Source organism: Streptomyces sp. NPDC043726, assembly GCF_056436565.1.
Window position 1 is genome coordinate 38,742 of record NZ_JBWKCI010000018.1, and the last position, 13,896, is coordinate 52,637.

General features: G+C 72.0%; 15 protein-coding genes. 6 read left to right on the forward strand and 9 right to left on the reverse strand.

What is annotated here, in order from left to right; translation table 11 throughout:
- Positions 1 to 10: 10 nt before the first annotated feature.
- The 3 genes from AC068Z_RS37390 to AC068Z_RS37400 are packed head-to-tail and all read right to left on the reverse strand — an operon-like array spanning position 11 to position 2,612.
- Complete coding sequence (locus tag AC068Z_RS37390) at positions 11 to 1,054, reverse strand: zinc-dependent alcohol dehydrogenase family protein (RefSeq protein WP_478566444.1); 1,044 nt, start codon at positions 1,052 to 1,054, stop codon at positions 11 to 13.
- Between the two features lie 32 nt (positions 1,055 to 1,086).
- Entirely contained in the window at positions 1,087 to 1,752 is a 666-nt protein-coding gene (locus AC068Z_RS37395; RefSeq protein WP_478566447.1) for a lysoplasmalogenase, read from the reverse strand.
- The gene (locus AC068Z_RS37400; RefSeq protein ID WP_478566450.1) at positions 1,749 to 2,612 is read right to left on the reverse strand and encodes a sterol desaturase family protein; all 864 of its coding nucleotides are present in this window, start codon (positions 2,610 to 2,612) and stop codon (positions 1,749 to 1,751) included. The genes AC068Z_RS37395 and AC068Z_RS37400 overlap by 4 nt, the downstream gene beginning before the upstream one ends.
- A 155-nt stretch (positions 2,613 to 2,767) precedes the next feature.
- Here AC068Z_RS37400 and AC068Z_RS37405 point away from each other — a divergent pair, with 155 nt between their 5' ends.
- Complete coding sequence (locus AC068Z_RS37405; protein WP_478566453.1) at positions 2,768 to 5,833, forward strand: NACHT domain-containing protein; 3,066 nt, start codon at positions 2,768 to 2,770, stop codon at positions 5,831 to 5,833.
- Between the two features lie 4 nt (positions 5,834 to 5,837).
- On the opposite strand, the gene AC068Z_RS37410 is transcribed toward AC068Z_RS37405, so the two are convergent.
- Positions 5,838 to 6,548, reverse strand: a complete 711-nt coding sequence (locus AC068Z_RS37410; protein ID WP_478566456.1) for a VIT1/CCC1 transporter family protein — start codon at positions 6,546 to 6,548, stop codon at positions 5,838 to 5,840.
- 158 nt (positions 6,549 to 6,706) lie between these two features.
- On the opposite strand from AC068Z_RS37410, the gene AC068Z_RS37415 reads away from it, so the two are divergent.
- From AC068Z_RS37415 to AC068Z_RS37435, 5 genes are all read left to right on the forward strand, one after another.
- Positions 6,707 to 7,693, forward strand: a complete 987-nt coding sequence (locus AC068Z_RS37415; protein WP_478566459.1) for a DEDDh family exonuclease — start codon at positions 6,707 to 6,709, stop codon at positions 7,691 to 7,693.
- A 79-nt stretch (positions 7,694 to 7,772) separates the two neighbouring features.
- Positions 7,773 to 8,006 carry a hypothetical protein gene (locus tag AC068Z_RS37420; RefSeq protein WP_478566462.1) on the forward strand — a complete coding sequence of 78 codons (234 nt, stop codon included), beginning with the start codon at positions 7,773 to 7,775 and terminating at the stop codon, positions 8,004 to 8,006.
- 49 nt (positions 8,007 to 8,055) lie between these two features.
- Positions 8,056 to 8,853, forward strand: coding sequence for an SURF1 family cytochrome oxidase biogenesis protein (locus AC068Z_RS37425; RefSeq protein ID WP_478566465.1), 798 nt, complete (start codon positions 8,056 to 8,058; stop codon positions 8,851 to 8,853).
- 140 nt (positions 8,854 to 8,993) lie between these two features.
- Positions 8,994 to 10,778, forward strand: coding sequence for a glycoside hydrolase family 15 protein (locus tag AC068Z_RS37430; RefSeq protein WP_478566469.1), 1,785 nt, complete (start codon positions 8,994 to 8,996; stop codon positions 10,776 to 10,778).
- 5 nt (positions 10,779 to 10,783) lie between these two features.
- Positions 10,784 to 11,539 carry an SDR family oxidoreductase gene (locus AC068Z_RS37435; RefSeq protein WP_478566472.1) on the forward strand — a complete coding sequence of 252 codons (756 nt, stop codon included), beginning with the start codon at positions 10,784 to 10,786 and terminating at the stop codon, positions 11,537 to 11,539.
- 9 nt (positions 11,540 to 11,548) lie between these two features.
- Here the strand turns inward: AC068Z_RS37435 and amaP are convergent, their stop codons facing one another.
- The 5 genes from amaP to AC068Z_RS37460 are packed head-to-tail and all read right to left on the reverse strand — an operon-like array spanning position 11,549 to position 13,883.
- Positions 11,549 to 12,136, reverse strand: coding sequence for an alkaline shock response membrane anchor protein AmaP (amaP, locus tag AC068Z_RS37440; RefSeq protein WP_478566474.1), 588 nt, complete (start codon positions 12,134 to 12,136; stop codon positions 11,549 to 11,551).
- The gene (locus tag AC068Z_RS37445; protein ID WP_478566477.1) at positions 12,133 to 12,798 is read right to left on the reverse strand and encodes a DUF6286 domain-containing protein; all 666 of its coding nucleotides are present in this window, start codon (positions 12,796 to 12,798) and stop codon (positions 12,133 to 12,135) included. The genes amaP and AC068Z_RS37445 overlap by 4 nt, the downstream gene beginning before the upstream one ends.
- The gene (locus tag AC068Z_RS37450) at positions 12,795 to 13,166 is read right to left on the reverse strand and encodes an Asp23/Gls24 family envelope stress response protein (protein WP_478566480.1); all 372 of its coding nucleotides are present in this window, start codon (positions 13,164 to 13,166) and stop codon (positions 12,795 to 12,797) included. The genes AC068Z_RS37445 and AC068Z_RS37450 overlap by 4 nt, the downstream gene beginning before the upstream one ends.
- A 5-nt stretch (positions 13,167 to 13,171) precedes the next feature.
- Complete coding sequence (locus tag AC068Z_RS37455) at positions 13,172 to 13,363, reverse strand: hypothetical protein (protein ID WP_478566483.1); 192 nt, start codon at positions 13,361 to 13,363, stop codon at positions 13,172 to 13,174.
- Between the two features lie 31 nt (positions 13,364 to 13,394).
- Positions 13,395 to 13,883, reverse strand: coding sequence for an Asp23/Gls24 family envelope stress response protein (locus tag AC068Z_RS37460; RefSeq protein WP_478566486.1), 489 nt, complete (start codon positions 13,881 to 13,883; stop codon positions 13,395 to 13,397).
- Between the last annotated feature and the right edge of the window lie 13 nt (positions 13,884 to 13,896).

Consider the following 13,896-nt stretch of genomic DNA (forward strand, 5'->3'; position numbering starts at 1 on the left):
GCCAAGGGTTTCAGATGGCGACCATCACCTTGAGCGCCACCCGCTCGTCCATCGCCTTGTAGCCCTCGGGCACGCCCTCCAGGCCGACGGTCATGTCGAAGACCGGCGAGGGGTCGATGCGGCCCTCCAGGACGTCGGGCAGCAGCTCGGGAAGGTAGGCGCGGACCGGGGCGACGCCGCCGCGCAGGGCGATGTTCCGGTCGAACATCACCCCGAGGTCGAGTCCGGTGCCGCTGCCGTGCGGCACGCCGACGAAGCCGATGCCGCCGCCGTCGCGGGTGATGCTCACGGCCGTACGCATGGACTGCTCGGTGCCGACCGCCTCGACGACGGCGTGCGCGCCCTGGCCGCGGGTGAGTTCGCGGACGGCCTCGACGGCGGCCTCCCCGCGCTCGGCGACGACGTCGGTGGCGCCGAAGCGGCGCGCGATGTCGGTGCGGACCTGGTGGCGGCCGAGCGCCACGATCCGCTCGGCGCCGAGCCGCTTGGCGGCCAGCACGGCGCACAGGCCGACGGCGCCGTCGCCGACCACGGCGACCGTGGCGCCGGGGCGGGCGCCCGCGGCGAGGGCGGCGTGGTGGCCGGTGCCCATGACGTCGGACAGGGTCAGCAGGGCGGACAGCAGCCGCTCGTCGGAGGCGGCGTCCTTGGGCAGCTTGACGAGGGTGCCGTCGGCGAAGGGCACGCGCACGGCCTCGCCCTGGCCGCCGTCGTAGCCGACGGAGCCCCAGAAGCCGCCGTGCTCGCAGGAGGTCGTCAGGCCCTCCCGGCAGTAGTCGCACGAGCCGTCGGACCACATGAAGGGCGCGACGACCAGGTCGCCCGTGCGGACGCCGGAGACGTCGGAGCCGGTCTCCTCGACGACACCGAGGAACTCGTGCCCGATCCGCTGCCCCGGCTGCCGGGCCGCCTCTCCGCGGTAGGCCCACAGGTCGCTGCCGCAGATGCAGGCGCGCAGCACCCGGACCACGGCGTCGGTGGGCAGTTGGACGACGGGGTCGGGTACGTCCGCCACCCGCATGTCGTACGGGGCGTGGATGGTGGTGGCGCGCATGGTGGGTTCTCCTGCGGTGTCGTGAACTGCGCTCAGGGGGTGGTCGAGCGCACCTCACCGTACGTCGCCGCGGGGTAGGGACGCGCTTCGAGAGCTCTGAGTGTGCCGGTGCAGAGCAGGAACTGCGCGGCAATATAGGTGAGCATGATCCACAGGTCGGGCCGGGGAGCCTGCGGCCACTCCGCCACCCCCGTGGCGATGAGCGTGTCGGAGACCATGAAGAGCGCGCCGCCGAGCCCGGCGACCGTGCCGAACCGGGCGCCGGCCCGGTAGGCCATGGCCGTGAGCAGCAGGCTGTACCCGGCGACCGGGACGCGCAGATCGGCCGGGAGATCCGGCCAGAGGGCGGCGACGGTGGTGGTGAGGGCGACGCAGTACCCGGCGAGGAGGAACGGCTGGTGGCCACCGCGCCCCTTGAACAGCAAGAGGTAGCAGACGTGCCCGGCGGCGAAGGAGCCCATGCCCGCGAGGAACGCGGGCTCGGCGTCGGACAGCAGCAGGACGTCCCCGCCCCAGCCGAACAGCAGCGCGGCGACCAGCAGCCGGGGCGCCCCCGACAGGACGGCGTACCCGGCGAGCAGCGGCATCAGCAGCGGCTTGGCGACGAGATGCCCGGGGTCGTAGCCGGCCGCCAGGGAGCCGAGGTCGACGACGGCGGCCAGGCCGAAGGCGAGCAGCAGAGCGCGGCGCGGAGTCACGCGGAGACACTCTCCCGGGCCGGTTCCGCGGGGGCGGGCTGCCAGCCGGGGCCGCGCAGCAGGTGCCCGGCCCGATGCCGCCAAGTGCGCGCCTTCTTCAGGTCCCTGGCGATGGAGACGTACTCGTGCGTGGCGACCTTGATCGGGTTGTACGTGTCGATGTTCTTGGTGAGACCGAAGACGGGACGGTCGGTCTCGGCGACGAAGGAGCGGAACAGCCGGTCCCAGACGATGAGGATGCCGCCGAAGTTGCGGTCGAGGTAGCCGCCCTGCGAGGCGTGGTGGACACGGTGGTGGGAGGGCGTGTTGAACACGAACTCGAACCAGCGGGGCATCTTGTCGATGCGCTCGGTGTGGATCCAGAACTGGTAGACGAGGTTCGCCGAGGAGCAGAAGGCGAGCGCGGCCGGGTGCACACCGCAGGCGATGAGAGGGACGTAGAACGGCCAGACGGTCAGCGAGGTCCAGGGCTGGCGCAGCGCGGTGGTGAGGTTGAACTTCCGGCTGGAGTGGTGCACCACGTGGCAGGCCCACAGGATGCGTACGACGTGATGGCCGCGGTGGGACCAGTAGTAGAAGAAGTCCTGGGCGAGCAGCATGAGTGGCACCGTCCACCACAGGACGGGCACCCGCAGTGGTGTGAGCTCATATATCGCCGTGTAGATCGCGACGATGGGGATCTTCCACAGGAAGTCGAAGAACAGACTGCCGAGTCCCATGCCGAGGCTGGTGGCGGCGTCCTTCGTCTCATAGCCCGCCGCCTCCTCGTCGGGATGGATCCGGACACTGATCATCTCGACCACGGTGAGCAGGACGAAGGCGGGGATCGACCACAGCACGACATCGGGCAGGTTCGGCATGCTAGGCACCGTAGAACCGCTGGTCGGCCACGGCTAGGGGTTGTTACTCACAAGTATTACCGGGGGTACGCGCTTACTTGTTGGTGATCTCCGCCAATCGCCGTCGGCGATGTCAGTGGGCGGATCTACGATGCGGAGCAGAGGGGGGTGGTGGGATGCAGGGGTTCGAGGTCGTTCTGCTGCGGCTTGCGTCGACGGTGGTCCAGACGGTTGTGAAGTCGGCCCTGGCGCCGCGGCCGGGCGCGGGCCTGGTCGCGAAGCCGTTACGGCCGCTGCCGAGGCCGACGGGTCCGGACCGGCTGGCGCGAGTGCTGGGCGAGCGGATCGCGGGGGCGTACGGCTCGCTGCCGGAGCACGAGCGGCTGGCGGCGGTGGCGGCCGTGCAGGACACGTTCGCCGCGGCGGGACCGCTCGACGCGGACCGGCTGTTCGCGGTGGACCTGGATCCGGGGCGGCTGGCCGAGGAGCTGCGACGGCCCGTCGCCGACTTGGCCGACCGCGCCCGGGACCTCTACGGCGAACTGCTCGTCCTGTGCTGCGAGCACCTGGTCGAACAGCTCACCGCGCAGCCGACGTTCCCCGCGCGGGCGGCGGTGGAGCAGACGCGGCGCACCGGTGACCTGCTCCGGAGCCGCCCGCAAGGGGAGACTCCGGACTTCGAGGGGCGGTACGCGCGCTTCGTCGCCGAGACGCACTCCCGGCTGGAACTGTTCGGGCTCACCCTGGGCGGCCGGCGGCGGGCCGAGTGGGCGCTGGACACGGCCTACCTGAGCCTCGCGGTGAGCGGTGCCCGGCGCCACGAGCCGCAGCGCGACGGCATGCCCCAGGAGCCGCAGACACCCGTGAAGGTGGAGCAGGCGCTCGCCACGGCGGGCCACCGCCTGCTGCTGCGCGGCCCGGCCGGCTCGGGCAAGTCGACCCTGCTCCAGTGGCTGGCCCTGAACGCCGCCCGGCAGAGCTTCGGCCCGCAACTCGCGGCCTGGAACCGCTGCGTGCCCTTCGTCCTGCGCCTGCGCTCCTTCCACGGACCGGACGGGCTGCCGATGCCCGAGGACTTCCTCCCCGCCGCGGGCGTACCGCTGCGGGCGCCGGACGGCTGGGTGGAGGAACTCCTCGCGAACGGGCGGGCGCTGGTCCTGGTCGACGGGGTCGACGAAGTCCCCGTACGGCTGCGCGAGCGCACGGAGAAGTGGCTGAAGTCGCTTCTCACGGCGTTCCCCAAGGCGCGGTACGTGATCACCACCCGCCCCTCGGCGGTCCCCGAGGACTGGCTGGCGGCCCAGGACTTCACCGCACAGACCCTGCTGCCGATGGAACGGGTCGACATCAAGGCCTTCGTCCGGCACTGGCACGACGCGGCCCGCCTGGAGTGCGTCCCGGAGGCGGAGCGGGCCGAACTCGACCGGTACGAGGCGGGCCTGAGCGAGGCCCTGACCACCCGCCGCGACCTGGGCCGCCTCGCCACCAACCCGCTCATGTGCGCCCTGCTGTGCGCCCTGCACCGGGACCGGCGGATGCACCTGCCCCGCGCCCGGAAGGAGCTGTACGACGCGGCACTGGACATGCTGCTGGTACGGCGGGACACCGAGCGGGAGATCACGTCCGTGGAGGGCGTGTCCCTCTCCCGCGACGAACAGACGGCCCTGCTGCAACGGCTCGCCTACTGGATGATCCGCAACCAGCAGGTCGAGGCGGACCGGCAGGACGTCATCGCGATGCTGGACGAGTGGCTGGCGGCCATGCCCCAGGTGCGCGAACAGGGCGACGCCGAGCAGGTCTTCACCCACCTCCTGATCCGCAGCGGGCTGCTGCGCGAGCCGGTGCCGGGCTATGTGGACTTCGTCCACCGCACCTTCCAGGACTACCTGGGTGCGAAGGCGGCGGTGGAAGCCCGTGACTTCGGGGTCCTGGTCCGCAACGCCCACGACGACCAGTGGGACGACGTGGTCCGCATGGCTGTCGGGCACGCGCGCGTGGAGGAACGGACGCGGCTGCTACGGCAGTTGCTGCGGCGGGCGGACAAGGTGCGGCGGCACCGGGAGCGGCTGGTGCTGCTGGCCGCGGCGAGCCTGGAGCATGCGCCGGAGTTGGATCCGGGGGTTCGGGGGGAGGTGGAGGGGCGGATGGCGGAGTTGGTTCCGCCGAGGAATCTCAGGCAGGCGGAACAGCTCGCCAGGGCCGGCGAACTGGTCCTGGAGCTGTTGCCGGGGCCCGACGAACTGACGGATCGTGAGGCTGCGGCGGTGGTCGGGACGGCCTGCCGGGTCGGGGGCGACGGCGGCCTGGAAGTCATCAAGCGCTTCCGGACCGATCAGCGCCCGCCTGTGCGCGCCGAACTCAACTTCGCCTGGCCGTCGTTCGACACTGTCGAGTACTTCGAGGCGATCCTCGAAGGCACCGTTGCGGCCGGCCAGATCCTCAGCATGGAGGACACCCAGAAGATGGCGCTCCTGCCGCGCCTGCCGCACCTCACGGCCCTGAACCTGATCGGCAACCACGGCATCCCGCCCGCCGTGCTCGCGCACACTCCCCTGGCCTCCCTGTGGCTGACCGACAACAACCTTGTCGATGACCTCTCACCGCTCCGGGCGCTGGCGCACCTGCGTGACCTGTCGCTCAACCGCTGCGCCTCGATCAGGGATCTCGGCACCCTCTCCGGGCTCGCGCTCACGCACATCTATCTGTACGGGCTCGCCGACAGGCTTTCCCTGGCGCCCCTTTCCGACCTGCCGAGCCTCCGGCACCTCACCCTGGACTTCGTGCCCCGGGAAACGAATCTGGACCAATGGGCCTTCGCTCCCCAGCTCATCGGCCTCGGGTTCTTCCAGCAGGCCTGCGCCACGAAACTTGACGGACTCGAAGCCCTGACTTCCCTCGAGTGGCTCACCGTCAACGACGAGCACCAGTGGCGGGCCTTCCTCGCGGCCGGGCCCTTCGCGCCGTTGAAAACCCTCCAGACCCTGGACGTGACCCGCGTCGACCTCGCTGCGGTACTGCCCCACCAGGGCCTGTCGACCATCCACCTGGCGGGCTCTCCGGACGTGGCAAACCTTGCGGCCCTCGCCGACCTTCCCGCACTGGAATCCGTCTCGTTCTCCCGCTGCGGCCCACTCGACCTAGCCCCCTTGGCCGGTCTGCCCCGCCTCAAGATCCGCCTCTTCGACTGCGACCAAATCACCGGCAAGGACCTCATCCCCCTGGACCGCCTGTACATCGACTGACCCGTCACACCCCCGCCGCCCCCAACAAAGACCCCACCCCATACGTGACCCCCATGGCCAACGCCCCACCCCCCACATTCCGCAGCACCGCCCGCCCCGGATCCGCCGCCCCCAATCGCGCGCTGCTCCACCCCGTCAGCACCAGCGCCGCCAGGACCGAGACGACCGTGACCGCGACCCGGGCCGAGGCCGGGGGCAGGACCATCGCCAGCAGCGGCAGCAGCGCCCCCGCGGTGAACGCCAGAAAGCTCGCCCACGCCGCGTGCCAAGGGTTCGTCAGCCGGTCCGGGTCGATCCCCAGCTCCACGCGCGCGTGCGCCCGCAGCGCGTCCCGCTCGGTGAGCTGCACGGCCGCCTCCTGGGCGACGTCGCCGGACAGGCCACGCCGCCGGAGGAGGTCCGCGAGCTCGGCCAGTTCCTCCTCGGGCCGTTCGCGCAACTCCCTTTTCTCCGCGGCGAGCGCGGCCCGCTCCGAGTCGCGCTGGGTGGAGACGGAGACGTACTCGCCCGCCGCCATCGACATGGACCCGGCGAGCAGCCCGGCCAGGCCCGCCGTCAGCAGGGCCGCGCGGTCGTCGGTCGCGCCCGCGACACCGACCACGAGCCCGGCGGTGGACACGATGCCGTCGTTGGCGCCGAGGACCGCCGCCCGCAGCCAGTTCAGCCGTTCGCCGAGCGATCCGCCACGGGCCTCGTCATGCGCTGGTTCCGTCACACCCGGAGAATGACATTCCGGACGGCCCGGCACGGGAAGGGACTTGGCGCCCGCCCGAGGCCGGCACTCGAACGGACGGGCGCGACCCGTCACCTGACGGGGTACCGAGGCGGGACCCCGGACGGCACTGTCAGTCCCGGCCCGTATCCTCAGTGACCATGCTCGAAGACCGTACGACCGAAGCGTCCTCCCCCACAGCGTGGCCGGCCGCGTATCCGAAGGGATACGCGGTCGTTGACGTGGAGACCACCGGACTGGCCCGGGACGACCGGATAATCTCGGCGGCCGTGTACCGGCTGGACGCGCGCGGCGAGGTCGAGGACCACTGGTACACGCTGGTCAACCCGGAGCGCGATCCGGGCCCGGTGTGGATCCACGGTCTGACGAGCGACGTACTGGAGGGCGCGCCCCTCTTCACGGACATCGCCGAGGAGTTCTCCACCCGCCTCGCGGACCGCGTGCTCGTGGCGCACAACGCCGTCTTCGACTGGCAGATGATCGCGCGCGAGTACGCGCGCGCGAAGCGCGAGGCCCCGGTGCGCCACCGGCTGTGCACCATCGCGCTCTCCAAGGAGCTGCGCCTGCCGCTGCCCAACCACAAGCTGGAGTCGCTGGCCGCCCACTTCGGGGTGGTCCAGCAGCGCGCGCACCACGCGCTGGACGACGCGCGCGTGCTGGCGGAGGCGTTCCGGCCGAGCCTGAAGGCCGCGGCCGCGGGGGGCGTACGGCTGCCGCTGCACGAGTGCCGCCCGCTGACGGAGTGGACGGACCACGCCGTGCCCCGGCAGCAGTCCGGCTACGGCGGCGGTTACCGGCCGACGAGTTGGCGGCCGTCCCGGAAGCGGCCCGCATGCCCGTATCCCAACCCAGGTCGTTATGAAGAGGGCAAAAGGCTCAAGCAGGGCATGCGGATCGCCTTCTCCGGTGACACCTCCGTCGAGCGCGACCTCCTGGAGGACCGGGCGATCGAGGCCGGGCTGCATGTGGCGACCAGCATCTCGAGGCTGACCAGCCTGCTCGTCACCAACGACCCCGACTCGGGCACGTCCAAGGTGGTCAAGGCCCGGCAGTACGGCACACCGGTGGTGGACGAGGCCGGGTTCGGGCAACTCCTCGGGGATGTGGAACCGGCGTCGGAGCAGTGACCGTACGGATGGGTGATTGCCGCGCGACTCGCCCCGCGCGCGCTCGCTCGTTCCGTGCCGACGGCCCACCCTGTGGCGCATGGCGAGATGCGAAGTTTGCGGCAATGACTACGGAATGACCTTCGAGATCCGCGCACAGGGCGCTGTGCACGTCTTCGACTGCTTCGCGTGTGCGATCCATCGCATGGCACCCATCTGCGAGCACTGCCGCGTCCAGATCATCGGACAGGGCGTCGAGGTCGAGGGCCACTGGTACTGCGGCGCCCACTGCGCCCGCGCGGAGGGCAAGGTGGGAATCATCGACAAGGTGTGACCCCCGACCCGCCTGACCGCACCCCACGACCGAGATGTACGGTCGTGGGGTGTACCGCTTCCTGTTGTCCCGGCAGTGGGTGATCCTCACGCTGGTCGCCCTGCTGCTCATCCCCACGATGATCAGGCTGGGCATCTGGCAGATGCACCGCTACGACGAGCGCACGGCCCGCAATCAGCTGGTCGCCGACGCGCTGCACGCGAAGCCGGTCCCCGTGGAGGAGCTGACCGCCCCCGGGCACACCGTCACTACCGACGAGCGGTACCGCACCGTCACCGCGAAGGGGCACTTCGACACCGACGCCGAGGTCGTCGTCCGCCGCCGCACCAACTCCGACGACGAGGTCGGCTACCACGTCCTGACTCCGTTCGTGCTGAACGACGGCAAGGTGCTGCTGGTCAACCGCGGCTGGATCCCGGCGGACCGGGGCGCGAGCCAGACGGCGTTCCCCAAGGTCCCCGCCCCGCCGAGCGGTGAGCTCACCGTCACCGGCCGGCTGATGCCGGACGAGACGACCGAGGCGAGCGGCATCAAGAACCTCCAGGGGCTGCCGGACCGGCAGATCATGCTGATCAACAGCGAGCACGAGGCCCGCCGCCTCGACGCCCAGGTGCTCGGCGGGTACATCGCGCAGACCGAGCCGCAGCCGAAGGGCGACACCCCGCAGCAGCTCGGCGAGCCCGGCGACGAGGACGCCGCGCTGAACTACGCCTACGCCATCCAGTGGTGGCTCTTCGCCGCGGGCGTCCCCGTCGGCTGGGTCATCCTGGTCCGGCGCGAACAGCGCGACCGGCGCCGGCGCGAGGCCGAGCAGACCACGGCGGAGGCGGAACCCGCGACGGTGTGAGCACCGGGCGCCATCGAGCACAACACCGCACACGCCGAACGCCATCGGTCCCCCTCTCGCGCCGGGCGCCCTGTGAGCCGTACGGCCGGAATGCCCCTGCCCCCGGGTTACCCCTCCGTTCTCGCGGGAAGCCGCTCCCCGTGCACCCCCGAATCGAGGACTACGCGCTCATCGGCGACGAGCAGACCGCCGCCCTGGTCGGCAAGGACGGATCCATCGACTGGCTGTGCCTGCCCAGGTTCGACTCGGCCGCCTGCTTCGCCAGGTTGCTCGGCGACGAGGAGAACGGCCACTGGCGTCTCGCCCCCAAAGGCGCCGACCAGTGCACCCGGCGCGCCTACCGGAAGGACACCCTTGTCCTGGACACCGAGTGGGAGACCGCCGAAGGGGCGGTACGCGTCACGGATCTGATGCCGCAACGCGACCGCGCGCCGGACGTCGTCCGGATCGTGGAGGGCCTGCGCGGTGAAGTGACCCTGCGCAGCACGCTCCGGCTGCGCTTCGACTACGGCTCGATCACCCCGTGGATACGGCGTTCCGACGGCCACCGGGTCGCCGTGGCCGGCCCGGACTCGACATGGCTGCGCAGCGAGCCCGAGGTGCGCACCTGGGGCGAGGACCACTGCACGTACTCGGAGTTCACCGTCGCCGAGGGCGAGTCGGTGGCGTTCGTCCTCACCTGGCACCCCTCGCACGAGCCCCGCCCGCCGCTCATCGACCCCCACGAGGCCCTGGCGGCCAGCGTCGGGGACTGGCGGGCCTGGGCGTCCCGCTGCCGCTACGACGGTCCGCACCGGGACGCCGTGGTGCGCTCCCTGATCACGCTCAAGGCCCTCACCTACGCGCCCACCGGCGGCATCGTCGCCGCGGCCACCACCTCGCTCCCCGAGGAGCTGGGCGGGGTCCGCAACTGGGACTACCGCTACTGCTGGCTGCGCGACTCCACGCTCACGCTCGGCGCGCTGCTGTCCGCCGGGTACCAGGAGGAGGCCGAGGCCTGGCGGAACTGGCTGCTGCGCGCGGTCGCGGGCGATCCGGCGGACCTGCAGATCATGTACGGCGTGGCGGGTGAGCGGCGGCTGCCCGAGATGGAGCTGCCCTGGCTGCCGGGCTTCGCGGAAACCGGTCCGGTGCGGATCGGCAACGACGCCGTGAACCAGCTCCAGCTCGATGTCTACGGCGAGGTCATGGACTCGCTGTCGCTGGCCCGGAGTTCGGGCCTGCCCTCCGAACCGAACATGTGGGCGCTCCAGGTCGCCCTGATGGACTTCCTGTGCACGGCGTGGCGGCAGCCGGACGAGGGGCTGTGGGAGGTGCGCGGAGGCCGCAAACAGTTCGTGCACTCCAAGGTGATGGCGTGGGTGGCCGCCGACCGCGCGGTGCGCACGGTGGAGCGCGACCCGGAGCTGGACGGCGACGTGGAGGCCTGGCGCGCGATGCGCGACGAGGTGCACCGGGAGGTGTGCGAGCAGGGCTACGACCCCGAGCGGAACACCTTCACCCAGTACTACGGCTCGCGCGAGCTGGACGCCTCGCTGCTGCTCATCCCGCGCGTGGGGTTCCTGCCCCCGGACGACCCCCGGGTGCTCGGCACCGTCGACGCGGTGTACAAGGAGCTCGGCCACGACGGCTTCCTGCGCCGCTACAGCGCCGAGAAGTCGCCCGTCGACGGGCTCCCCGGCGGCGAGGGCACCTTCCTGGTCTGCTCGTTCTGGCTGGCGGACGCGCTGCACATGACGGGCCGTACGAAGGAGGCGCGGGAGCTGTTCGAGCGGCTCGTCGGGCTCTGCAACGACGTCGGGCTGCTCTCCGAGGAGTACGACGCCGCCAACGGCCGCCAGCTGGGCAACCTGCCGCAGGCGTTCAGCCACATCGGCCTGGTGAACACCGCCCTCGCCCTGTTCGGCCCGGACGATGCAGGATAGGGGCCATGGATCTTGGATTGAAGGACCGGGTGTTCGTCGTCACGGGTGCCACGCGGGGTCTGGGCCACGCCACCGCGCGGGAGCTCGTCGCCGAGGGCGCCAAAGTGATCATTTCGGGGCGGGACGAGAAGACGGTCGCCGAGGCCGCGTCGGCGCTGGGCCCGAACGCGGTCGGGGTCGCGGCGGGCAATGCCGACCCGGACACGCCCGAGCGGTTGATCGCGGCCGCGCGCGAGCACTTCGGCGGCTTCGACGGTGTGCTGGTGAGCGTCGGCGGCCCGGCGCCCGGGTTCGTCGCCGACACCACCGACGAGCAGTGGCAGTCGGCGTTCGAGTCGGTGTTCCTCGGCGCGGTACGGCTCGCGCGGGCCGCGGCGGCGGAGCTGGAGGCCGGCGGTGTCATCGGGTTCGTGCTGTCCGGTTCGGTGCACGAGCCGATCCCGGGGCTGACGATCTCCAACGGGCTGCGGCCCGGACTCGCCGGCTTCGCCAAGTCCCTCGCGGACGAGCTGGGTCCGCGGGGCGTCCGTGTCGTAGGCCTGCTGCCGGGCCGTATCGACACGGACCGGGTCCGCCAGCTGGACGGCATGTCCGCGGACCCGGAGGCCACCCGGGCGGCCAGTGAGTCGCGGATCCCGCTGCGCCGGTACGGCACGCCGGAGGAGTTCGGGCGGGCCGGGGCGTTCCTGCTGTCGCCCGCGGCCTCCTATCTGACCGGCGTCATGGTGCCGGTGGACGGCGGAATGCGGCACGGGTTCTGAGCACCCGGGTCAACTCACCCGCTCCGCGCGGTGCTTGGCCGCCCTGAGCCTGACCTCCGCGGGGAGCGCGGCGAGCCCCGCCGACTCCCGCGCGTGGGTCAGGGGCCCGTCGGTCAGCTCCGCCAGGGCCGCGCCGGGGTCCACATGCGGTTCCAGCAGCAGTCGTACACGGGCGGCGGGCGCGTTCCGCCGCCCGGTGAGGTGGGTCCGCGCCCGGTGCACGCCCTCCATCGTCGCCGCCTCGTCGGTCAGTACGGTCTCCAGGGCGCGGCCGCGCAGCAGCGCGCCCTCTCCGTCGCCGGTGTCGACCAGGACCTCGGTCAGGCGCCGGCGCCGCAGGGCCGCGACGAGCCACCACAGGAGGAGCAGCACCAGGACCGCGAGCACGGCGATGACGACCGGCCACCACCAGCCCTCGTCCCGCCAGCGGGTGCGCTCGGAGTCGCTGAGCAGCACGTCGTCCGTGCCGTCGTGGATCCACCAGGACGGCGGGTTCAGACCGAGGCCCACGGCCAGCACGGAGCCGCCGAGGAGCAGCAGGACGACGCCGATGACGGCGAGCAGAACGCGGTTGACGGTCCGCAGCACGGCTCTCACCCCTTCCGTCCGGGCCGCCGTACATGCACCGACAGCGAGGGCGGCCGGGACAGGCCGAGGCCCCGGACGGCGTCGGCGAGGGCGGTGTCGAGGTCGGCTCGTACGTCGTCCAGGTCGCGGAAGTGGGCGAGGGCACGGACGTCGGCCCGCTTGCGGCCCGCCCGTACCCGCACCGACTGCACGCCCGAGATCTCCATGGCCCGGTCCCGCAGGACCAGGGCGGCGGCCTCGCGGTCGAGCCCGGCGCGTACGTCGGGATGCGTGCGGCGCATCGGCAGCAGGGCGCGCAGGCCCGGGGTGGCGGCCAGGAGGATCAGCCACAGGCCGAGGGCCGCCGCGACGCCCGCGCCGACGAGCACCCAGGTGTCGTCGAGGGGGCGTTCGGCGAGCTGGTCGGCCAGTTCCTGGCGCCAGGCCATGGCGGACCGGCCGGCGCGCACGGCCGCGAGGTCGTAGAGGAACAGTCCGGCGAGGGCCAGGAGCAGTGCGGCGACGATCGCGGCCGGGACCCGGCGGGCCGACCAGAAGCGGCCTTCGCGCCCGTCCTTGTCCAGAACGGGTGGTGGGTCGTGGTCGGCGCCCGACGCGGACCGTTGCGATCCGGCCCGCTCAATGACCGGCAGACGTTGTGTGGTGCCCTCGGAGCCCTGGGGCTCGCTCATCGCGTCCTCCCCTGTGCCGCGCCGTGTGCCGGGTGCAGCCGCTCCACCTGGACGGCGACCTCCGGCACCTCCATGCCCACCAACGTGCCTACCCGCTCGGTGACATGACGACGCACGGCGGCGCAGCGGGCGCCGATGTCGGTGGGATAGTCGAGTTCGAGGTGAACCCGGACGCGGGCCGTCTCGTGGGCGACGACCACCCCCGCGTGCGGGGGTGACGCGTGCCCGGGCAGAGAGCCCAGGGCCTCGCGGGCCGCCTGGGAGGCGATCTTCGCCACCACCCGGTCGGCGATCCGGGTGGCGCCGCGCTCGGCGGGCGGCACGACAGCGGCCCGCTCCACGCGGACCTCGCCGGGATCGACGCTCACCTACGTCACCGCCGGTCGCGCCGGTCGTCGCGGGTGCGGAAGAAGTCGCCGAGCTCGAAGTCCCCCTCGAGGAACCGGCCGACGACGAAACCGACGGCCCCCAGGGCGGCCACCAGCAGAAAGGCGCCGAACCCGCCGAAATACCCGGCGAAGCCCAGTGCCATGCCGGCGATCATGCCGACCACGGCCATGCTCATCGTGCGCTCCCCTCAGCGGTGCGTCGCTCGGTCACTGGATCCGTGGCTCCAGTTCTTCTTCTTCCTCCTCCTCGGGCAGCTTCACATCGCTCACCGCGATGTTGACCTCGACCACTTCCAGGCCGGTCATCCGCTCCACCGCCGAGACGACGTTCTCCCGGACGGCCCGGGCCACGTCGGAGATGGAGACGCCGTAGTCGACGACGATCTCCAGGTCGAGCGCGGTCTGCACCTCGCCCACCTCGGCCTTCACCCCGCGGGTGACCGACTTCGAGGCGCCGCCCGGCACCCGGTCCCGCACCGCGCCGAAGGTACGGCTGATGCCGCTGCCCATCGCGTGCACGCCGACCACGTCGCGCGCGGCGAGTCCGGCGATCTTCTCCACCACGCCGTCGGCGATCGTGGTCCGTCCCCGGGTCGCCGGGTCACCGCCGCCGCGCCGGGTGGGCTTGCGGGTCGACACGGCCGTTTCCTGCCCGGCCGCCTCGGCAGTCTGCTTCCGCTCCGTTGTCTCATCCATGGCCGTACGTCCC

Excerpts from the sequence above, each read along its gene's own strand:
- AC068Z_RS37405 (WP_478566453.1), top strand. The coding sequence starts at position 2,768 with ATGCAGGGGTTCGAGGTCGTTCTGCTGCGGCTTGCGTCGACGGTGGTC.
- AC068Z_RS37460 (WP_478566486.1), bottom strand. The coding sequence starts at position 13,883 with ATGGATGAGACAACGGAGCGGAAGCAGACTGCCGAGGCGGCCGGGCAG.
- AC068Z_RS37435 (WP_478566472.1), top strand. The coding sequence starts at position 10,784 with ATGGATCTTGGATTGAAGGACCGGGTGTTCGTCGTCACGGGTGCCACG.
- AC068Z_RS37445 (WP_478566477.1), bottom strand. The coding sequence starts at position 12,798 with ATGAGCGAGCCCCAGGGCTCCGAGGGCACCACACAACGTCTGCCGGTC.
- AC068Z_RS37420 (WP_478566462.1), top strand. The coding sequence starts at position 7,773 with ATGGCGAGATGCGAAGTTTGCGGCAATGACTACGGAATGACCTTCGAG.
- AC068Z_RS37455 (WP_478566483.1), bottom strand. The coding sequence starts at position 13,363 with ATGAGCATGGCCGTGGTCGGCATGATCGCCGGCATGGCACTGGGCTTC.
- AC068Z_RS37415 (WP_478566459.1), top strand. The coding sequence starts at position 6,707 with ATGCTCGAAGACCGTACGACCGAAGCGTCCTCCCCCACAGCGTGGCCG.
- AC068Z_RS37400 (WP_478566450.1), bottom strand. The coding sequence starts at position 2,612 with ATGCCGAACCTGCCCGATGTCGTGCTGTGGTCGATCCCCGCCTTCGTC.
- AC068Z_RS37390 (WP_478566444.1), bottom strand. The coding sequence starts at position 1,054 with ATGCGCGCCACCACCATCCACGCCCCGTACGACATGCGGGTGGCGGAC.